The sequence below is a fragment of the Corallococcus aberystwythensis genome, from assembly GCF_003612165.1.
GTDB lineage: Bacteria > Myxococcota > Myxococcia > Myxococcales > Myxococcaceae > Corallococcus > Corallococcus aberystwythensis.
Map to the genome: position 1 here is coordinate 1 of NZ_RAWK01000205.1, position 19,222 is coordinate 19,222.

At 71.8% G+C, this 19,222-nt stretch carries 19 protein-coding genes; 8 read left to right on the plus strand and 11 right to left on the minus strand.

All coding sequences use genetic code 11. The annotated features are described in order from the left end of the window. Positions 1-235: 235 nt before the first annotated feature. The 6 genes from D7W81_RS28660 to D7W81_RS28685 form a co-directional block, all read right to left on the minus strand. On the minus strand, positions 236-1,480 hold the full coding sequence (locus D7W81_RS28660; protein ID WP_244227491.1) for a hypothetical protein: 1,245 nt from the start codon (positions 1,478-1,480) through the stop codon (positions 236-238). Between the two features lie 8 nt (positions 1,481-1,488). Continuing rightward, on the minus strand, positions 1,489-1,800 hold the full coding sequence (locus tag D7W81_RS28665) for a 4a-hydroxytetrahydrobiopterin dehydratase (protein ID WP_120558578.1): 312 nt from the start codon (positions 1,798-1,800) through the stop codon (positions 1,489-1,491). 75 nt (positions 1,801-1,875) lie between these two features. After that, complete coding sequence (gene glpK / locus D7W81_RS28670) at positions 1,876-3,360, minus strand: glycerol kinase GlpK (protein ID WP_120558579.1); 1,485 nt, start codon at positions 3,358-3,360, stop codon at positions 1,876-1,878. A 216-nt stretch (positions 3,361-3,576) separates the two neighbouring features. Further along, positions 3,577-3,813: a hypothetical protein gene (locus D7W81_RS28675; RefSeq protein ID WP_120558580.1), complete on the minus strand. Its 237-nt coding sequence runs from the start codon at positions 3,811-3,813 to the stop codon at positions 3,577-3,579. A gap of 386 nt (positions 3,814-4,199) precedes the next feature. Then, entirely contained in the window at positions 4,200-5,183 is a 984-nt protein-coding gene (locus D7W81_RS28680) for an SDR family NAD(P)-dependent oxidoreductase (protein ID WP_158621708.1), read from the minus strand. Between the two features lie 278 nt (positions 5,184-5,461). After that, positions 5,462-6,079: a TetR/AcrR family transcriptional regulator gene (locus D7W81_RS28685; RefSeq protein ID WP_120558582.1), complete on the minus strand. Its 618-nt coding sequence runs from the start codon at positions 6,077-6,079 to the stop codon at positions 5,462-5,464. A gap of 71 nt (positions 6,080-6,150) precedes the next feature. On the opposite strand from D7W81_RS28685, the gene D7W81_RS28690 reads away from it, so the two are divergent. Then, entirely contained in the window at positions 6,151-7,044 is an 894-nt protein-coding gene (locus tag D7W81_RS28690) for an NmrA/HSCARG family protein (protein WP_120558583.1), read from the plus strand. On the opposite strand, the gene D7W81_RS28695 is transcribed toward D7W81_RS28690, so the two are convergent. Then, on the minus strand, positions 7,041-7,484 hold the full coding sequence (locus D7W81_RS28695) for a DUF3574 domain-containing protein (RefSeq protein WP_120558584.1): 444 nt from the start codon (positions 7,482-7,484) through the stop codon (positions 7,041-7,043). The two genes, D7W81_RS28690 and D7W81_RS28695, sit on opposite strands and share 4 nt — an antisense overlap. A 92-nt stretch (positions 7,485-7,576) precedes the next feature. On the opposite strand from D7W81_RS28695, the gene D7W81_RS28700 reads away from it, so the two are divergent. Continuing rightward, the gene (locus D7W81_RS28700; RefSeq protein ID WP_208721486.1) at positions 7,577-7,990 is read left to right on the plus strand and encodes a DUF6194 family protein; all 414 of its coding nucleotides are present in this window, start codon (positions 7,577-7,579) and stop codon (positions 7,988-7,990) included. 1 nt (position 7,991) lies between these two features. Here the strand turns inward: D7W81_RS28700 and D7W81_RS28705 are convergent, their stop codons facing one another. Genes D7W81_RS28705 through D7W81_RS28715 form a run of 3 tightly spaced genes read right to left on the minus strand, consistent with a single transcriptional unit; the run spans position 7,992 to position 12,463 of the window. Then, positions 7,992-9,194, minus strand: a complete 1,203-nt coding sequence (locus D7W81_RS28705) for a lipocalin-like domain-containing protein (RefSeq protein WP_120558585.1) — start codon at positions 9,192-9,194, stop codon at positions 7,992-7,994. Between the two features lie 3 nt (positions 9,195-9,197). Beyond that, positions 9,198-11,738 carry an FtsX-like permease family protein gene (locus tag D7W81_RS28710; RefSeq protein WP_120558586.1) on the minus strand — a complete coding sequence of 847 codons (2,541 nt, stop codon included), beginning with the start codon at positions 11,736-11,738 and terminating at the stop codon, positions 9,198-9,200. After that, positions 11,735-12,463: an ABC transporter ATP-binding protein gene (locus D7W81_RS28715; RefSeq protein ID WP_120558593.1), complete on the minus strand. Its 729-nt coding sequence runs from the start codon at positions 12,461-12,463 to the stop codon at positions 11,735-11,737. Before D7W81_RS28715 ends, D7W81_RS28710 begins: the two co-directional genes overlap by 4 nt. 226 nt (positions 12,464-12,689) lie before the next feature. On the opposite strand from D7W81_RS28715, the gene D7W81_RS28720 reads away from it, so the two are divergent. Continuing rightward, the gene (locus D7W81_RS28720) at positions 12,690-14,807 is read left to right on the plus strand and encodes a hybrid sensor histidine kinase/response regulator (RefSeq protein WP_120558587.1); all 2,118 of its coding nucleotides are present in this window, start codon (positions 12,690-12,692) and stop codon (positions 14,805-14,807) included. Here D7W81_RS28720 and D7W81_RS28725 read toward each other — a convergent pair. Then, a complete protein-coding gene (locus D7W81_RS28725) occupies positions 14,761-15,582 on the minus strand; it encodes an alpha/beta hydrolase (protein ID WP_120558594.1) in 822 nt (273 codons plus the stop codon). The two genes, D7W81_RS28720 and D7W81_RS28725, sit on opposite strands and share 47 nt — an antisense overlap. Positions 15,583-15,652: 70 nt before the next feature. On the opposite strand from D7W81_RS28725, the gene D7W81_RS28730 reads away from it, so the two are divergent. The 5 genes from D7W81_RS28730 to D7W81_RS28750 all read left to right on the plus strand — a co-directional run. After that, positions 15,653-15,946, plus strand: a complete 294-nt coding sequence (locus D7W81_RS28730; RefSeq protein WP_120558588.1) for a DUF3467 domain-containing protein — start codon at positions 15,653-15,655, stop codon at positions 15,944-15,946. A gap of 57 nt (positions 15,947-16,003) precedes the next feature. Beyond that, positions 16,004-16,756, plus strand: a complete 753-nt coding sequence (locus D7W81_RS28735; protein WP_120558589.1) for a hypothetical protein — start codon at positions 16,004-16,006, stop codon at positions 16,754-16,756. A gap of 44 nt (positions 16,757-16,800) precedes the next feature. Next, a complete protein-coding gene (gene hemF, locus D7W81_RS28740; protein WP_120558590.1) occupies positions 16,801-17,700 on the plus strand; it encodes an oxygen-dependent coproporphyrinogen oxidase in 900 nt (299 codons plus the stop codon). Next, complete coding sequence (locus D7W81_RS28745; protein WP_120558595.1) at positions 17,700-18,236, plus strand: hypothetical protein; 537 nt, start codon at positions 17,700-17,702, stop codon at positions 18,234-18,236. The genes hemF and D7W81_RS28745 overlap by 1 nt, the downstream gene beginning before the upstream one ends. 173 nt (positions 18,237-18,409) lie before the next feature. After that, positions 18,410-19,222: hypothetical protein (locus tag D7W81_RS28750; RefSeq protein ID WP_120558591.1), on the plus strand; the 813-nt coding region annotated here is incomplete at its 3' end.

Below are 19,222 nucleotides of genomic sequence, written 5' to 3' on the forward strand. Positions count from 1 at the left end.
AAACCCAGCACCGTCGCACTCACGACAGTCCGGCGCCAACCCCGCCCCAGAGACATGGAACCCCCTCCGTCTCCGGCAGGGTTCGCACGCCATCACACACCGGCAAATGCGACGCGGAAGGTTGCTCGGCCGCCCGCTGCGGGGCGGTGTGGATGGGGTTCCGGGCGCCGTGGCCGGGCGACGCGAGCACCCATGAAGGCCCTCGCGTTACCCACCCGGCGATCAAAGTCAGACACTACCGCCAGAAGCCGATGGAGACGCCCCAGTTGGAGTAGCGGCTCGCCAGGTCGAACGACGCGGTGATGGCCCAGTCCTCCCAGTAGCGCAGCACGAACAGCTCGAAGCCGCCGGTGAGGTGCGGCCGGGGGTTCCTGTCCCGGAAGGGGGACGGCTCCAGCCACGTGCCCGCGCGCAGGCGCAGGAGGCCGGGGAAGGTGTCCCATTCCGCGCCCAGGCGCGGCTGGAAGGTGGCGGTGTCGCCCACGAACTCCGGCTCCGCGGTGGTGGCGAACGAGCGCGACGCCACCGCGTTGCTCACGCTGGAGATGAGGTCCACCTGCGCGGTGATGAGCCACCGGCCGGCCAGTGCGTCGCGGGCCTCCTCCTCCGGCACCGGCAGTGCGTCCCCGTCCACCTGGAGCTGCCGCCGGGCGGCGGGGGACAGCCGGTTGTAGCGGTGCGCGCCTTCGCCCAGCCGCCAGCTGGCGCCCAGGGACAGCACCGCGGGTGACACCACGGCCGCGTAGATCCGCCGGCCCGCGATGAAGGGGCTCTGCTCGTCATCGCGGCGCCAGCCCGCCACCACCTCCGGCCGCACCGCCACGCCAATGCGGTAGGGCCGCCCGTGCGGACGGAAGAGCATGTCCACCGCCACGCCGGTGTCGCCGTAGCGCCAGGACTCGTCGCCCAGCTCACTGAAGCTGGCCTGCGCGGAGAAGATGCCCAGCGACAGGATGAAGTCGTCCTGGCCAAAGGCGATGGAGCCCGCGAGCGTGGACTGGGTGAGGGAGACGCGCAGCTTCTCGCCCTCGCCCCGGCAGCCCAGGGTGAGGCAGTAGCCCGTGCGGCTGTTGCGCCACAGGAAGCCGATGCCGAAGCGCTTGTATTGCAACATCAGCGCGCCCAGCAGCTGCCGGCTGTCCACGGATTCGTCGGCCAGGCCGTCGTTGTCCACGTCCCGGCGCTTGGTGCCGGTGAAGGGCAGGTCCAGCCAGGACAGGGTGACGCCCAGGTCCCAGTCGCGCTCCAGCGAAGGGCTGCGCTGGGCCAGGGCGGAGAGGTTGCTGGACACGCCCGCGGCGCCCTCGGCGATGCCCACATAGGCACCGCCCAGGCCCACCATGCGCGCTGAACCCAGGAGCGCGCCGGAGTTGAAGTACAGCCGCTCCGGACGGGGCTCCGTGGGGATGTCGTCCTGGGCGGAGGCCGGGAGCGCGGTGAGACATGCCGCGCACACCAGGGCCGCCAGGGTACCGCGCACGCCGTGAATCACCGGACCGAGGCCCCTTCGGTGAACAGGCGGTCCGCTTCCGCCGCCAGGGCGGTGTCGCGGGCCGTGAGGCCGCCCGCGTCGTGCGTCACCAGCGCCAGCGTCACCTTGCGCCACCGGATGTCGATGTCCGGGTGGTGGTCCGCGGCCTCCGCCGCCTTGCCCACGCGCTCCACGAAGGCGATGCCCTCCAGGAACGAGGGTGCTTCATAGGTGCGGCGGATCATCCCGCCCTCATGCTTCCAGGCGGGGTGCTGGGCGAGGAAGGTCTGGAGCGCATCCGGGGAGAGCAACGTGCGGTCGTAGGCCATGGCGGCCGTTCTACCCGCTCCCCCGCCCGATGGAAGCCCCGGCGCGTCCGGGGCGCCGGGCTTCTTTGTTTCATTTCACGCTCGCGAAACCGCCTGCTTCCACTTTTCCAGGTGGCGCGCGCGCACCTCCGGCTTCATCTTCGGCTTGAAGGTCCGGTCCGCCTTCCACGCGCGGCGGATGGCGTCCGGGCTGGTCCACACGCCCGCGCCCAGGCCGCCCAGGAAGGCCGCGCCCAGGGCCGTGGTCTCCAGGTTGCGCGGGCGGACCACCGGCACGCCCAGCAGGTCCGCCTGGTACTGCATGAGCAGGTTGTTGGCCGCGGCGCCGCCGTCCGCCTTGAAGACGGGGATGTCCCGCCCGCTGTCGCGGCGCATGGCCTCCGCCAGGTCGTGGATTTGAAGGGCCACGCCCTCCAGCGTCGCGCGCGCCAGGTGCGCCACGGTGGTGGAGCGGTCGATGCCGGCGAACAGGCCGCGCGCCTCCGGGCGCCAGTGCGGCGCGCCCAGGCCCGCGAGCGCCGGGACGAAGACGACGTCGCCGGAGTCCTTCACGCTGGCGGCCAGCGCCTCCACGTCCGGGGCCTTCTTGATGACCTTGAGCCCGTCACGCAGCCACTGCACCGCGGCGCCCGCGATGAAGGAGCTGCCCTCCAGCGCGTAGTGCGTGGTGTTGCCCAGCTTCCACGCCACGGTGGTGAGCAGCCCCGCGGTGGAGCGCACCGGCTGGGTGCCGGTGTTCATGAGGAGGAAGGCGCCGGTGCCGTAGGTGCACTTGGATTCACCGGGGTTGAAGCACGCCTGCCCGAAGAGGGCCGCCTGCTGGTCCCCCGCCATGCCCGCGACGAGGATGCCGTCCGGCAGGCTGCGCATGCCGCGCGTGGTGCCGTACACCTCCGCGTTGCCGCGAATCTCCGGCAGACACGCGCGCGGCACGCCCAGGAGCGAACACAGCTCGTCGTCCCAGTTGAGGGTGCGCAGGTCCATGAGCAGCGTGCGGCTGGCGTTGGACACGTCCGTGACGTGGGCGGCGCCGCCCGTGAGCTTGTGGACGAGCCAGGAGTCCATGGTGCCGAAGCACACGTCGCCGCGCTCGGCGCGCTTCTTCGCGCCCTTCAGGTGCTGGAAGAGCCAGGTGAGCTTGGTGCCGGAGAAGTAGGGGTCCAGCACCAGGCCCGTCACCTCGCGCACGCGGGGCTCCACCCCTTGCGCCTTGAGCCGCTGACAGATGTCCGCGGTGCGGCGGTCCTGCCAGACGATGGCGCGCGCCAGGGGCTCGGAGGTTTCGCGGTCCCAGAGGCCCGTCGTCTCCCGCTGGTTGGTGATGCCCACCACGGCGATGTCGCTGCCGGTGAGGCCGGCGTCCTTGAGGGCGCGGGCGATGCACCACTCACTGCTGTTCCAGATGTCGATCAGGTCGTGCTCCACCCACGACGGCTTGGGGAAGTGCTGGGGCAGTTCCTTGTAGGAGCGGCCCACCACCTGCAACCGGGTGTCGAGGATGGAGACGTGGGTCCCCGTGGTGCCCTGGTCCAGGGCCAGGACGTATTTCGCCTTCGCCATGCGTGCGGAGCCTCTTTCGTCGGCCAGTGGCCGGACACGGAAGAGGGGACCCTACTCCAAGCGGAGGCGCCCGCACGGACGGAGCGTGCGGGATGTCAGGCACCGGGAGGTGTCCGTGGAACACTCCCGTGCCCGAGTGGGGGTGCCATGGCGGTGCGCCTTGCCGGGGGAAGTCCACGGTACTTCCCGGCGCTCCCGCGCATGGCGGCCCGACTCTCAGTAGCCCGCCGGCCGCGAGCGGCTGTTCATGAAGCGGCGCAGGCCGTAGGCGCCCAGACCCGCGAGGACCATCCGGCCCAGCGACCCGCCCGCGCCGGTGGACTGGCGGCCCCGGTATCCGTAGCCAATGGGACGGCGGCCATAGGCGCTGCGTCCCCGGTTCCAACCACCTCCGGTGAAGCCGCTACGGCGAGAAGCGCCAAACGCGCTCAGCAGGGTCGTCAGCAAAGCCATGGTGTCACTCCGTGGTGAGGGGCCCGAGCGTCCTTCACGGGGATCGGACCCGTGAAGAACGCGTGTGCGTTGAAAGGTGGGCCTCACGTCGCGTGTCGACACCCCGTGTCGAACAAGGCTCGCGGTAGCCCGAGTCCCGGGCCGCAGGGCAGGCGGGCGGGCCTGTGCACGCGGTGCGGAGCGCTACGGAGGCGGGACGGATCCGGATGCCTGGGCTGGGATGTTCGGACAAGGGCTGCCTGCCCATCGAACGAAAGCCACGGCAGGGTGAGGCGTGGCCCACCCGGTTCCCTGCCTTGTCTGACGTCGCCAGATTGTGTCCGGTAGCAGGCAGCAGCACGCGTGGGGGTCCGTCATCCCTGTGGGACGGACCCCCATGTTCTTCTTCAGGCGCGCGGAACGAGCCCCTGCTCGCGCAGGAAGGCCACGGTGCGGGCCACGCCGTCCGCGAGCGGGGTGGGGCGGAAGGCCAGCTCGCGCTGGGCCTTGGCCGCGTTCACGCGGGCCTCCCAGCGCATGAAGGACAGCTGGCCGGGCGCGACGAGCGGCGTGAAGGGGAACACCCGCGCGAGCGGCGCGGACACGCGGGCCAGGGCCTCCATCAGGAACACGGGCGCCACGGCGGGCGGCTTGCCGGCTCCGGCGGCCCCGTGGATGGCGAGCGCGAGGTCCGCGTTGCTGACGTACTGGTCGGAGACGAGGTAGCGCTCGCCGTTGGCGCCGCGTTCGGCGGCGGCGAGGTGCACGTCGGTGCAGCCGTCCACGTGGACCACGGACATGCCGCCCGGCGGCAGCAGCGGGGCCTTCTTGTTGAGCAGCTGGATGAAGAAGGAGTTGAGGCCCACGTGCACTGGGCTGGGGCCGTAGACGGCGGACGGGTTGACGAAGACGACGTCCAGGCCCTGCTGGCGGATGGCCTCCACGGCGCGCTCGGCTTCCTGCTTGGAGCGCTCATAGACGGTGGGCTTGGGGTGCGGATCGATGTGGGCTTCGGTCAGCTCGCCGCCTCGGGGCGCGGCGAAGACATCCATGGTGGACGTGTAGACCACGCGGCGCACCTTCGCGGCGTGCGCGGCGGACAGGACGTTGACGCTGCCCTCGCGGTTCACGCGGTCGAAGATGGAGTCGTCCCGGTGCCACTGCTCCGGCATGCCCGCGGCGTGGAACACGAGCTCCACGTCCTGCATCGCGGCGGGCAGGGTGCCGGGGGAGGTGACGTCACCCTGGATGAGCCGCACGGAAGGTGGGAGCAGCTTCGAGGCGCGGGCCAGGTCTCGCACGAGCGCGCGGACGGCAGCGCCCTGCTTCACGAGCCGATGGGCAATGGCGTTGCCGATGAGGCCGGTGGCCCCGGTGACGAGGACGTTCATGGGACCGGCATCTAAGCCTCCGGGCATCCATGCTGTACACCTTCCCCCTGACACGCCCCAACCGGTCCGACAGTCGGACGGGTTCATGCGGCCCGGATGGACCCGGAGGACGCCCGCTCCGGCGCCGCGCTCGCCCAACTGGTCCGACAGTCGGACCAGTTCATGTTGCTCGCCGCCGACGGGGAGCCCCGCAGGACTCTCGCCTTCTCATCCGTGGGGACGGCTTGCTGCCCGCGGGCCTGGCCAGGCCCCTGTGCACCCCGGCGGGTGAATGACTGTCAGCGTTGCCGCGCGCCGCGGGGCTCGGTGCGGGAGCGCAGCCCGTCGAAGAACATCCCGGTGAGGCGGGGGACGCGCTTGGGGTCCGAGGCGTCCTCCGCGGCGGCGAGGGAGATGGCCATCGCCATGCACACCACGTCATCCAGGCGGATGTCGCTTCGCACCTCGCCCTCGCGCTGGGCGGCTTCCAGCAAGCGCTGGCCCTCGGCCGTCGTCGCGTCACAGCCCGCGGTGTGGTTCTTGAGCACGATGCCCAGCGACGCGGCGAGCCCCTTGTACAGGCCCGCGGAGTGCACGAGCTCCGTCAGGAAGAGGCGCAGCGCTTCAAGCGCGGGCAGGGCCTCCGAGCGTTCGCGGCTCTTCTTCGCGAGCGTCAGGAGGTGTTCGTCACACGTCGCGGCGAGGAGCGCCTCCCGCGACTCGAAGTGGCGATAGAGCGTGCCAATGCCGACCTCCGCCCGCTTCGCCACGTCATTGAGTGACGCGTCCGCGCCCCGCTCGGAGAACACGGCATGCGCCGCCACGAGCAGCCGCTCCCGGTTGCGCCGCGCATCCGCGCGCAGGGCTCCGCCCTTCGTGTCCTCCACCGGCGGATTCTGGGAGTGCTTCGCCTTCACTTGAAAAACGGAGGATAGCTCCGTATTCAACCGGAGCAACCCTCCGTTTAGTAAGTGAAAGGCAGGACCGGATGACGACGAAGAGCGAGACCGTATTGGTGCTGGGCGCGACAGGACAGCAGGGAGGCGCGACGGCGCGGGCATTGCTGAAGGACGGCTGGCGGGTCCGTGCGCTCGTGCGCGACCCGTCGAGCGCGAAGGCCCGGGAGCTTGAAGCGGCGGGCGTGGAGCTGGTGCGCGGGGACATGGGGGACCGCGCGTCGCTCGACCGTGCGGTCGCGGGGGCGTACGGCGTCTTCAGCATCCAGCCGGCCTCGCCACAGGTGCACTACGGCCTCACGGACGACGACGAGGTCCGCTTCGGCACCTCCATCGCGGACGCGGCGAAGGCCGCGGGGGTCCAGCACTTCGTCTACACGTCCGTGCTGGGGCTGCGTCCCGGCTCGGGTGTGGGCCACTTCGAGAGCAAGTGGCGCATCGAGGAGCACGTCCGGGAGAGCGGCCTCCGTGCGACCATCGTGCGGCCGGGGACCTTCTTCGAGCTGTTGCTGGTGCCGGACTTCGGCCTGACCCCGCGTGGGCTCCAGTTCTTCATGCGTCCGGACCAGCCCATGCAGTTCATCGCGGCGGAGGACATCGGCGTGCTGACGGCGCGCGTGTTCGCGGATCCGCGCACCTACGTGGGGACCACGCTGGAGATGGCGGGGGATTCGCTCACCGGCGACCAGCTCGCGGAGAAGATCAGCCGGGCCACCGGGACGTCCATCTCCTACGCCCGGTTCTCGCCGGAGGTGCTCGAGGCAATCCCGATGCTGCGCAAGCTTGTGAAGATGATCGATGCGGGGGGGTTGGACGGAAGCGCGGACATCCCGGCGCTGCGGCGGCTGGCCCCGGGCCTGCTCACGTTCGATGCATGGCTGGAGCGCGGTGGCGCCGCGGCGCTCCGGGAGCGCCTCGCGGCCTAGAACGCGACGCAGGGCTGGGAGTCGATGCGCAGCACCGACTCCTGGTTGAACTGACTCTTGTATTCCTCGCGGATGGTGTCGACGTCCGCCGAGCGCGCCGCGCTGCCGTCGTGCAGCAACACCATGACCTTGGTCCGCTCCTGCACCACCTCGCCGCTCTCCAACTGGTACTGCCCGTTGGCGTCGTACACCGTCAGCCCCTCCCTGAAGCGGGGCGTGACGGCCGTGTCCACGAAGGCCTGGAACTCGGCCTCGCTGACGGGCTCGTTGCCCGGGCGGCTCCGGCCGAAGTACAGGTCCGTCTGGTACTGGGGACTGCCCACCACACAGTGCAGCCCGTCATCGTCTTCACCGCCACACGCCGTGGTGCCCGGCCCCAGCACGAGGGTCAGGCCCAACAGCAGGCGTGAGGCAACCGCGGACGCGTCCGGGAATGGCATGGCTTGGACTCCCCCAAAGACTGGGAGAGGAGCATGACCGGCTGTTTCCGCGCGTGGTAGAGCGACTCCGGTACGACTCGAAGGAGGGCGCCATGACAGGAGCCATCAGTTTCGAAGCCTTGGCGGCATACATCCGGGATGCGTTCAAGGACGTGCACATGGATGCGCGGACGCCGGACGTCTTCTTCTTCGCGGGAGACGAGCGGCAGCACCCCTTCGCCACCATCGTCACGCGGGACACGGAGCTCGACCACCACTCGAAGCTGGACCGCCCGGGCGTGTTCCGGCTGAACCTGTGCGTGGGCAAGGACAGCTTCCACAAGCTGTTCCCGGAGCCCGGCTCGAACGTCGACTTCACGGCCCTGGACGTGCTCCTGCCGCACCCGGTCCATGCGCGGATGTTCTGGCTGAGCGTGCTCAACCCCAGCCACGAGACGTTCTACGTGCTGCGCCCGTACCTGCGCGAGGCCTACGACCTCCAGATAGGGCGGGGCGCCCGGGGCTGACTCACGGCGTGCGGCTGCGGACCGTCTGCTCGTCCCGGGGGGCATCCGCGTACCCGGTCATCTCCAGGTAGCCGCGTCCCTGCACGGGCTTGCCCTCGCGCGTGCCGTCCACGGTCACCGCGCCCTCCCAGTAGCGCACCAGCACCGGGAGCTCCTGGTCCGGGAGCTTCGGCGTCACGGTGAGGCTCAGGGACACCTTCGGTACCTGGATGCGCCAGCCCGCCGGGTACTCGCCGCCGCGAGGACTCTTCCAGGTGCCTCGCGGCTCCAACTGCATGTCGTCGGCGGTCAGGTGCACGGCCTCGCCCGTCGTGGGGACGTACGTGCCCGCGCTGAACGCGTCCTTCGTCCCGTCCTTCTTGCGCAGCTGGTAGAGCATCAGCTCGCTGCCGTCGGTGAACTGGAGCGCGAACCAGTCCCAGCCCACCTGGTCTCCGCTCAGCGCGCTGGTGCTCCACTCGCGGTCCATCCAGCTCTCGCCCTTCACCTGCACCGTCTGCCCGTCCACCGACACCGTGCCCCGCGAAGGCATGCGCGACAGGGAGTAGTAGTAGGACGCGTTGCCCCGCTCCGCGCCCTTCTGGCTCAAGCCCTTGTCACCCTGGAGCACCGGCGGCTTGCCTTCGTCCAGCGTGAGCTCCAGCGTCACCCCGTCACCCTGCGCGCGCAGGTGCATGGGCCACGTGCCGCCCGTGCCTTCGCTGCGCACGTCCCAGTCCTGAAGCCAGACATGGAAGGGCGCCCCATCCGCGCCCGCCAGCCCCTGCGCCGCACGGCTGAAGCGCTCGCTGACGTGGAAGCGCCCGGCGCTCACGTCAGACAACGTGAAGTGCCCCATGAACACCTGCCGTGTGCTCCAGCCCGACGCCCGCTGCTGGGGCTGCTCCGGCGACAGCGCGCTGCGGAACAGCGTGAACTGGTAGCCGAAGGCGCGCCCGTCCGCTGTCTCCAGGTTGCCCGTCCAGTACCACCACTCGGTGCGGAAGTCGGGGTGGGGACCGTGGTCCTCCGGGAAGTGGAAGGGCCGGGGCTCCATCGCGCGCGCGTAGCCTTCCAGGCTTCCGTTACCTCCCATCGCGGACGCGACCGTCATGCCGCTGCTGCTCGCGGAACCCGCGTCCTCCGTGTCCCGCAGCACCACGCCCACCGCCACGCCCAGCGCGGCGAGTACCAGCACCACTCCGATGACGAGTCCCCGCCCCATGCCTCACTCCTCCCGCAGCGCCATGGCCGGGTTCGCGCGCGCCATGCGCCACGCCGGGTACAGCCCCGCGAGCGCCGCCGCCACCAATGCCAGCACCACTGCCTGTCCCACCACGCCGGGTGCCACCACCAGCTGCAACGTCCACCCGAACGAGCGTTGGTTGATGACGTGCACCAGCACGTAGGCCAACGCCAGCCCCAGCGGGACGGAGAACAGCCCCGCGAGCAGGCCCAGCAGGCCCGTCTGCAACGACACCATGCCCCACAGCTGCCCCGGCGTGAGCCCCGTCGCGCGCAGCACCGCGAACTCGCGCGCCCGCTCCAGCTGCAAGGACATCAGAGCGCTCAGCACGCCCACGAACGCGACGCCAATGGCCAGCAATCGCAGCACCTGCGTGATGGTGAAGGTGCGGTCGAACACCTCCATGGACGCCTGCCGCAGCGCCCGGTTCGCGCGCACGTTCAAGGCCTGCTCACCGCCCGCGCGGTCGCGCACCCGGGCCACCAGTTCGTCCACGTCCTGTCCGGGCGCGGCGAAGAGGGACAGGCCGGACACGCCCCGGTCCTCGTACCAGTGTTCATACGTGGCGCGAGGCATCAGCACCGTCCCCACGTCCGAGCCATAGTCGAAGTACACGCCCGCCACGCGGAAGTCGTGCGGCCCCTTGTCCGTGGCCACCCGCAGCGTGTCGCCCGCGCGCACCTTCCGGTGGAACGCGAAGGGCTCCGACACGATGAGCGCATCGGGTGACGCATCCAGCTGCCGCCATACGTCCTCCGCGCGCCCTTCCTTGAAGCGGTACGTCCGCTCGTGGCCCCTGGCGAAGTCCACCGCCAGCAGGTCCGTGTCCACGTCGTTGATGCGCACGTGGATGATCCGGATGGAGCCGCTCGCCTCGACACCCGGCGTGGACCGCAGCTTCTCCGCGAGCCCCGGCACCAGCGAGGAGTCCCCGCGCCGCGCCACCAGCGACGGCGGCGACACGAACACGTCCGCCTGCAACGCGGACTCCAGCCACGCCGCCACCGTGCCCCGGAAGCTGGACACCATCAGGCCCACGCCCACCGTCGTTGCCACCGCGACCATCAGCGCCGCCAGCGCCACCGCCGTGCGTGACAGGCTCGCCGTCACGCCTCGCGCCGCCATGCGCCCCAGCGGGCCGAACACCGCGCCCAGGGGCCGCGCCGCCGCCACCGTCAGCTTCTCCGTCACCCAGGGCACCAGCAGTGCGCTGCCCAACAGCACGGCGAAGAGCCCCGCGTACGCCGGGAACAGGGCCTGCGTGGGCCACGCGAGCACCGCCACCGCGACGGCCAGGATGATCAACCCCAGCACCGCCAGCCGGGGCGCCCGGTTGCGCGACACGTCCTCCACCGTCGAGCGCCGCAGCGCTGTCACTGGTGCCGCTCGCGCCGCCTCCCACGCGGGCACCAGCGCCGCGAGCACCGTCGCGCCCAGGCCCAGGCTCAGCCCCTTGAAGAGCGTGAACGGCTCCAAGGCCAGACGCCGCACGTTCACCACGAAATACAAATCGTTGATGGTGCGGGTGATGAGGCCCACCAGACCACTGGCCATCAGGATGCCCAGGAGCAGCCCCGCCGCGGTGCCGATGATGCCCAGCATCAGGGCCTCCCCCAGCACCAGCGCGAACAGCTCGCCGCGCGTCACGCCCACCGCGCGCAGCCGGCCCAGCATCCCGCGCCGCTGCACCACGGAGAACGTCATCGTGTTGTAGATGAGGAACATCCCCACCACGAGCGCCAGCAGTGACAGCGCCGTGAGGTTGGTGCGGAACGCCCGCGTCATCTGCTCCACCGTGCCCGCGCGCCCGGACGTCTGCACCAGCTCCGCGCCCGGCGGCAGCGCGGCCCGCAGCGTCGCCGCCTGCGCCTCTCCGCCCTTCAAGCGCAGGTCCACGCGCGTCAGCCGGCCCTCCTGGCCCAGCACCTCCTGCGCGGTGGAGATGTCCGAGATGAGCAGCGACTCCAGCGCGCGCTCCGTCGTCTCCTGCCCCGGTGTCAGCAGGGCCGACACGCGCAGCTCCCGGCGCAGTCCCGTCACCATCACCGGCAAGGTGTCCCCGGCCTTCACGCCCAGGGTCCGCGCCGTCTTCGCGCCCATCACCACCGTGCCGGGCTGCGTGAGCAGCGCGCCCACGTCGCCCACCGCGCTGCCCGTGGAGAAGTCCCGGAAGGGGGCCTCCGCGAACGGATCCAATCCCAGCAGCGTCAGCGTGCGCTGGTTGCCGCCCTCCACCTGCACGAAGCCTTGCACCACGGGCGCCGCGTCCGGGGCGTCCGGCCGCAGCTTCAGCGCCGTGTAGACACCTTCCGGCAGGCCCGACGTGCCGCCGGTGATTTGATGCGTGGCGCGGCCCGCGACGACGTCCGTGGACTGCTCGAAGGCGCGCAGCGCGCTGCCGCTCGCCAGGTCGATGGACACCACCACCGCCACGCCCATCGCGATGCCCAGCAGCGACAGCGCCGTGAGCCACGGGTGCCCGCCCAGGTGCCGCAGGCTGGAGCGCGCGAGCAGCGTCCTCATGGCGTCGTCCCCCGGCCGCGCCCGCCGGGGCGGTCCACCAGCCGTCCGTGCTCCAGGGTCAGCACGCGGTCCGCTCGGGCGGCCATCGCCGGCTCGTGCGTGACGATGAGCGCGCACGCGTTGCCCTGCCGCGTGAGCCCCTCCAGCAGGTCCAGCACCTGGCCGCCTGTCTCTTCATCCAGGTTGCCCGTGGGCTCGTCCGCCAGCAGCAGCGGCGGGGAGTGGGCCAGCGCCCGCGCCACCGCCACGCGCTGCTGCTCGCCGCCGGAGAGGCGGTCCGGGAAGCTGTTCCCACGGGCACCCAACCCCACCAGTCCCAGCAGCTCCCGCGCCCGCGCGCTGGCCTCCGCGCTGGAGCGTCCGAGCAGCTCCAGCGGCAGCCGCACGTTCTCCTCCACCGTCAGCGTGGGCAGCAGGTTGAACGCCTGGAAGATGAAGCCGATGCGCTCGCGTCGCAGCAGCGTGCGGTCGCGCTCCGGGAGGCGCCCCAGGTCGCGCCCCTCCACCAGGATTTCGCCGTGCGTCGCCTGGTCGATGCCGCTGATGAGGTTGAGCAGCGTGGACTTGCCGGAGCCACTGCGGCCCAGCAGCACCACGAACTCGCCCCGGTGCAGGGCGAGCGATGTGCCGGAGAGCACCTCGCGCACGGAATCGCCTTCCGCGTAGGACTTGGTGACGGCGCGCAGTTCGACGAGGGGCCGCGAATCAGGAGGAGAGGAAGGCATGCCGGGCATCCGACATAGCCGATGCCCGGCGCCCGGGAGCGTTTCCGCGCCTGTCCCGGACGGATGCCCGCTACTGGACGCCAGCAGTGCCAGGGAGCGCTCAGCCCACGACACCTGACAGGTTGGCTGAGTTGCTTTTCGTGCCATCCGGCACGTCCCGGTGTTTGATGGCCACCTGTTCTCGCCGAAGGCCCTGCCTTCCGCCGGGGACGGGGGGGCTGCACACATGAACGATGCCCAAGCCGGGTGGGTGGCGGCGCCCGGCGGCGTGCCCCCGCGGCTGCATGAGCTGCTCCAGCAGCTCCCCGCCTTCTTTGGCCTCTACCGCGGCCCCGTCCACCTCATCGAGTTCAGCACCTCCACGCGTCTGACGTTGCTCGACACGCGGGGGCAGGTGGGCCTGCCGCTGCGCGAGGCCTGCCCGTTGCTGGAAGGCCCCGGCTGGCACGACGCCTGGGACCGCGTCTTCAAGAATGGAGAGGCATTGCACCTGCGCGAGGCCTCCGCCCGCGCACGCCCCGATGACGAGGAGCTCTACTTCAACCTCTCCCTGCTACCGCGCCGCGACACGAAGGGTGAGGTGGAGGGCGTGCTCGCCTTCGCGGTGGACGTGACGGAGCTCGTGCGCACCCGCCGCGCCGCGTGGACCACCGCGGCGTGGCGCACCGAACGCCTGCAGGCGATGACCGCCGCGCTCTCCGAAGCGCTCACGCCCGAGCAGGTCGTGGAGGTGGCCGCGCGCGAAGGCGCCCTCGCGATGGGCGCCCTCACCGGCCTGGTGGTGGTGCCCACGGGAGCGGCCCAGGACCTCTTCGAACGCGCCGCCGCGCATGGCTTCTCCCCCGGTGAGCTGGAGGACTGGCAGCGCTTCGAGGTCTCCAGCACCTGCCCCCTCACGGACGTGACACGCACGCACGAGCCCTGCGCGCTGGGGTCGTGGGCGGAGTGCCTGGCGCGCTACCCGCGCCTCGCCCAGCTGTCCCGCGAGCGCCCCCTGGCGGCGTGGGCCGCGGTGCCGCTGGTGAGCGGCGGGCGCGTGTTCGGCGCGCTGGGCCTGGGCTTCGGGGATGCGCGTGACTTCGACGCGGCGGAGCGCGCCTTCCTGCTGACGGTGGGCCGCCTGTGCACGCAGGCCCTGGACCGCGCCCGGCTGTACGACGAGGAGCGCGCGGCCCGCAGCGCCGCGGAGGCCGCCAGCCGCGCCAAGGACGCGTTCCTCGCCACGGTGTCCCATGAGCTGCGCACGCCGCTCACGTCCATCCTCGGCTGGTCGCAGATGCTGCGGCAGGGCCTGCTGGGCGAGGACAAACGCCAGCGCGCGGTGGAGGCCATCGAGCGCAACGCGCGCGCGCAAAGACAGCTCATCGAGGACCTGCTCGACATCAGCCGCATCGCCAGCGGCCGCTTGCGCCTGGAGCCGGTGCCGCTGGAGCTGGGCCACGTGGTGGAGGCGGCGCTGGATGCCGTCAGGCCCACGGCGTTCGCGCGTGAGCTGACGCTCAACGTCTCCGTGGACGCGGACGGCGTGCCGCTCTTTGGCGACCCGGACCGGTTGCAGCAGGTGGTGTGGAACCTGCTCGCCAACGCCATCAAGTTCACCCCGCATGGCGGCCACGTGACGGTGTCCGCGCGCACGCGCGACGAGGGCGCGGAGCTGGTGGTGCGCGACGACGGCGAGGGCATCCCGGCCGAATTCCTGCCGTTCCTCTTCCAGCGCTTCCAGCAGGCGGACACCGGCGTGAGCCGCCAGCACGGAGGCCTGGGCCTGGGCCTGTCCATCGTGCGCCACCTGGTGGAGCTGCACGGCGGCACCGTGACGGCCACCAGCGAGGGCGAGGGGAAGGGCGCCACGTTCACCGTCATGCTGCCCCGCACGCGCAGGGGCACGGCCTCGGGCTGCTCGCGCGAGCCGCGCCCCGTGGAGGGCCTGACACTGCCGCGCTTCCCGGAGCTGGAGGGCCAGCGCGTGCTGGTGGTGGATGGCCAACCGGACGCGCGCGAGTGGATGTCCGTGCTGCTCACCCGCGTGGGCGCGCACGTGCTCACCGCCACCAACGTCACCGACGCCATGGACGAGGTGCGCCGCTCTCCGCCCACGGTGCTGGTGACGGACGTGACGCTGGCCGGAGAGGATGGCTATTCACTCCTGTACCGGCTGCGCGCGCTGCCCTGGGAATCCGGAGGCGGCGTGCCCGCGCTCGCCGTCACCGCCGCCGCGCGCCGCGAGGACCGCGACCGGGCCCTGCGCGCGGGGTTCAGCGCCTTCGTCACCAAGCCGCTCGACGCGGTGGAACTGCTCACGGCGGTGGCGCGTCTTGCACCGGCCCATCAAGCCGGCTCCTGAAGTCGTCTTCACGCCGCCACGGCTGGAGGAAGTCCCCCACCTCCCGGGACAGCCGGGCCCCGCACACGTCGCGCGGGATGATGTGGAAGCCCTCCGCATAGGCCACGAGCCGCACCTCCGGAGAGGCCGTCATCCGCCGCGCCAGCCAGCGCCCACCCTCCGGGTCCACCACGTGGTCCTGCTCCGCGGAGGCCACCAGCACCGGACAGCACACCCGGGCCGCGTCCGTCACCGCCAGGTCCTGGAGCGTGCACAGGTCGCGCAGCCGGGCCACCGGGAACGCGGGCAGCACCGGCGCCTGCGCCAGCGACTCCGGATCGGAGATGTCCGTGCCGCCCTTGTCCACCCACGGCGTCGTCCATTGGAGCAGTGGCGTGCGGCACAGCTGGCGCACCAGCGCCATGCGCGCGCCCCGGAAGCGCACCGCGGGCGCCACCAGCGCGAGCGCGTGCACCGCCTCCGGTTGGTGCGCGGCCAGCCGCAGCGCCAGGAGCGCACCCATGGACAGTCCGGCGACGAACACGCGGCGGTACCCGGAGAGCGAGGCCAGCGCCTCGTCCGCGCAGGCCTGCCAGTCGCGGTAGCCCACGTCCAGCATCGCCTCCGGCGTGGTGCCGTGCCCTGGAAGCCGGGGCGCCACGACGCGCATCCCCCGCGCCGCCAGCGCCTCTCCCAGCGGGCGCACCTCCCAGGGGCTGCCGGTGAAGCCATGCAGGAGCAGGCAGGCGTCCGGACCGCGTCCGAGCGCGAAGGGCGCGGTGGACTCCCCGTCGATGTCCCGCCAGCGCGTGCTCACGGGGAGGACACTGGCCACGACGGGCCCCAGGCGCTATGCCGCCTGCCTCATGGCCGACACTCCGACGAAGCCCCCTGAAGTGCAGCTCCAGGTGCAGATGACCGAAGAGGTGTCCAATGGCCAGTACAGCAACCTGGCCCTGGTGAACCACACGGACTCGGAGTTCGTGATGGACTTCCTCTACGTCCAGCCCCAGCAGCCCCTGGCCCGCGTGCGCTCGCGCATCATCACCAGCCCGCGCCACCTCAAGCGCTTCCTGAAGGTCCTCCAGGACAACCTGCAACACTACGAAGCGCGCTTCGGCACCATCGTGCTGGGCGAGGACGAAGGCCCCCGGCACTGAAGGGGAGGGTCTCCAGGGACTTTCCCTGGTGGCCATTCCCGGCGCACACTGCGCGGCATCGTGTTCCGAGTCCTCGTGTTCGCCGCTGCCCTGTTGTCCGCCGCCACCGCCTCCGCCCAATGCACGGGGGACGGCGTGCAGCTGTATCCCGCGCCCGGGGGCATCGTCCCCACCAACATGCGCCTCCTCCTGGAGGGCGTGGGCACCGCGAAGTCGCCGGTGCTGGGACTGGTGGGCAAGCCCCTGAAGCTGGTCTCCACCGACCACGAGGTGAAGCTCAAGGTCACCAAGGGCTGGGAGAGCTCCCTGGGCCGCGCCACCGTCATCCTCAAGCTGGCGGAGCCGATGCAGCCGGACAAGCGCTACTTCCTGAACCTGACGGAGGTGCTCCCCAACGTTTCCCTCCTCAACGGCCAGGTGGGCGCGCAGCCGTCATGGCTGAGCGGCAAGGGGCCGGACGCCAAGGCGCCCAAGTGGGTGAAGCGCCCCGCGGTGTCGGAGGGCTTCATCCGCCGCTCGCCCCAGGGCATCGCGCGCTTCGTGAAGCTCAACCTGGCCCTGCGCGAGGAGAGCCCCGCCTTCCTGGTGGTGAAGCTGTCGCCGCGCCGGCTGGGCCTTTCCCCGCAGCAGTACCTGCTGCCCGTGCAGGGCAACACCGCTTATCTGGGCCATGAGGCCTGCGGTGGGGCGTTCTCGCTGGAGGACGGGCGCAGCTACCGCGCGCGCATCGAGGCCTTCGATGCAGCGGGCAACCTGGCGCCATCCACGCCCCCCGTGGACTTCGAGGCCCCGTCCGCCCAGGGCCCCTAGTAGTGTGTCCGCCCGTTCAACCCCACGACAGGGAGACAACGGGCATGACGGCGACGGTGGACGTGGAGGGCATGAAGGGGCGCATGGCCGCCTTCATCCAGAAGCTCCAGGACGACATCTGTGGCGCGCTGGAGACGCTGGACGGCCAGGGCCGCTTCCGCGAGGACGCGTGGACCCGCCCGGGCGGCGGCGGCGGACGCAGCCGCGTGCTGGAGGAGGGCGCCGTCCTGGAGAAGGCGGGCGTCAACATCTCCATGGTCCATGGCGAGCTGGAAGAGGCCTTCGCGAAGAAGCTCCAGGGCGAGGGCCGCACCTTCTGGGCCGGGGGCCTGTCGCTGGTGCTGCACCCGAAGAGCCCGCACGTGCCCACCGTGCACGCCAACTACCGCTTCATCCACCAGGGCGGGCGCGCGTGGTTCGGCGGCGGCGCGGACCTGACGCCGTACTACCTGCACGACGAGGACGCGGCCCACTTCCACCGCGTGCACAAGGCCGCGTGTGACGCGCACGACCCCACGTACTACCCGCGCTTCAAGGCCGCGTGTGACACGTACTTCCACCTGCGCCACCGGGGCGAGTCGCGCGGCGTGGGCGGCCTCTTCTTCGAGAACATGGGCGGCGACCTGGAGCGCGAGTTCGCCTTCGTGCAGGCGTGCGGCAACAGCTTCATCCCCGCGTACCTGCCCATCGCGCAGAAGCACAAGGACACGCCCGTCACGGAAGCGCAGCGCTTCTGGCAGGAGGTGCGCCGGGGCCGCTACGTGGAGTTCAACCTCGTCTACGACCGGGGCACCATCTTCGGCCTGGAGACGCAGGGGCGCACGGAGTCCATCCTCATGTCGCTGCCGCCGCGCGTGCGCTGGCGCTACGACTACCACCCGGAGCCCGGCACGCCGGAGGCCCGGCTGGTGGAGGTGCTGCGCAATCCCCGGGAGTGGGCCTGATGTCCGCGTCACCGGAGCCCGGGCAGCCCGGGGAGCCCACGCCCGGCCCCGCGCGCCCGCGCAACACCGGCGTGCGCCTGGGCATCGCCGTCACCGTGTTCGCGGCGATGGCCGCCACCGCCCTGTTCATCCTCCGGCTCCCGGCGATGAAAGGCTCGGGGGCCGCGTCGCCGGAGCAGGTGGCCAACGAGGCCCGCATCCAGGTGCTGGCCCTGTGCGACGCGGTGCAGGGCTTCCGTGACGAGCACGGCGACTACGTGTCCATCGCGCCCTATCCCGTCCCCGTGCCCCAGCGCGGCGAGGCCGTGCCCTTCCCGCAGGACCACGAGGACTTCCACCGCATCGGCTTCGACCCCGGCCCCGCCGTGCACCTCCAGTACGAGGTGCGGGTGGAGGAGAGCCCCGTGGGCGAGCCGGAGGTGTCCTGCTTCGCCCGCGCGGACACGGACGGCGACGGCCTCAACGCCGTGTACCGGATCCGTCTGGATGCCAACGGGATGACGACCCCCGTGGAGGCGGAGCACGAGGGGGAGTAGCCCCCCATGCAACTCCGGGTTCTCGTTGTGAGAGAATCCACCCGATGGGAAACGTCGGCGACATCCGCGGCCCCCGCACGGGGGGACCTCCCGGCTCCGGTGGGCCCCGCTCCGGCGGTGGCCCCTCGGCGTCCACGCCGTCGGCGCCAACCACTCCGTTCCGGGATGACGGGATGGAGACCTCCACCCCCACCACCTCGCCCGGCGACCGCACCCGCATCGGCGCTCCGCCCGTGGGGCTTCCGCCGGAAGCAGATGGCGGCGCGCCCCTGGAGCCCGGTGGCGAGCAGGGGCTCCCCGGCGGCGAAGGCCTGGAGACCGGCGCTGCTCCAGAGGGTGACGGCACCCCGCAGGACGTGGGCCCGCGGTCGGTCCGCGTGGGCGTTCCCAACCGGGGCCCGCAGACGGACCGGGGCGGCGGGACGACGCGGGCACCCCGCGCGGACGCCGGCACGGGCTTCGAGTCCCCCGGCACGGCCACCCCCACGCCCCGGCGCAAGGGCGGCGACGGCTTCCGCACGCCCGGCTCCGTCCCCACCGCCGCCAGCCCGTACCTGGGCGCGGGCGAGGCGCGCGGGCCCGTGCTGGACGTGGAGTCGCTCATCCCCTCCGACCTCCAGGACCTGGAGGGCCAGCTGGCGGTGGGCAAGCGCTTCGCCTCGGACGCGGCGCTGCTGTCCGCGCAGGTGCGGCCCGCGTCGCTGCCGTCGTCGGACCGGGTGGCCCGGCTGTGGGCCTTCTTCGCCGCCTACGCGGAGGCCGCCGCGCAGCACCCGCCCGCCCCGGAAGGGAAGGCCGCCTTCGAACAGGCCCTCAAGGACCAGGGCTTCGCCGGGCTCCAGGACGCCCACACCGGGCAGAACGGCGTGGAGGCCGGGATGTGGGTGATGGACGCGCCCTCCCCCGAGGAGGCCCGCGAGCGCGCGGACGCCGTCCGGCTGGAGCCCCCGCCCGACGTGCGCCACTCCGAGCAGGCCGCCCCGCTC

Coding starts and splice junctions, on each gene's coding strand:
- D7W81_RS28705 (WP_120558585.1), bottom strand. CDS start 9,194: ATGGGGCGGGGACTCGTCATCGGAGTGGTGCTGGTACTCGCCGCGCTG.
- D7W81_RS28665 (WP_120558578.1), bottom strand. CDS start 1,800: ATGGCCTACGACCGCACGTTGCTCTCCCCGGATGCGCTCCAGACCTTC.
- D7W81_RS28710 (WP_120558586.1), bottom strand. CDS start 11,738: ATGAGGACGCTGCTCGCGCGCTCCAGCCTGCGGCACCTGGGCGGGCAC.
- D7W81_RS28730 (WP_120558588.1), top strand. CDS start 15,653: ATGGCCGACACTCCGACGAAGCCCCCTGAAGTGCAGCTCCAGGTGCAG.
- D7W81_RS28745 (WP_120558595.1), top strand. CDS start 17,700: ATGTCCGCGTCACCGGAGCCCGGGCAGCCCGGGGAGCCCACGCCCGGC.
- D7W81_RS28675 (WP_120558580.1), bottom strand. CDS start 3,813: ATGGCTTTGCTGACGACCCTGCTGAGCGCGTTTGGCGCTTCTCGCCGT.
- D7W81_RS28715 (WP_120558593.1), bottom strand. CDS start 12,463: ATGCCTTCCTCTCCTCCTGATTCGCGGCCCCTCGTCGAACTGCGCGCC.
- D7W81_RS28720 (WP_120558587.1), top strand. CDS start 12,690: ATGAACGATGCCCAAGCCGGGTGGGTGGCGGCGCCCGGCGGCGTGCCC.
- D7W81_RS28695 (WP_120558584.1), bottom strand. CDS start 7,484: ATGCCATTCCCGGACGCGTCCGCGGTTGCCTCACGCCTGCTGTTGGGC.
- D7W81_RS28680 (WP_158621708.1), bottom strand. CDS start 5,183: ATGAACGTCCTCGTCACCGGGGCCACCGGCCTCATCGGCAACGCCATT.
- D7W81_RS28690 (WP_120558583.1), top strand. CDS start 6,151: ATGACGACGAAGAGCGAGACCGTATTGGTGCTGGGCGCGACAGGACAG.
- hemF (WP_120558590.1), top strand. CDS start 16,801: ATGACGGCGACGGTGGACGTGGAGGGCATGAAGGGGCGCATGGCCGCC.
- D7W81_RS28700 (WP_208721486.1), top strand. CDS start 7,577: ATGACAGGAGCCATCAGTTTCGAAGCCTTGGCGGCATACATCCGGGAT.
- glpK (WP_120558579.1), bottom strand. CDS start 3,360: ATGGCGAAGGCGAAATACGTCCTGGCCCTGGACCAGGGCACCACGGGG.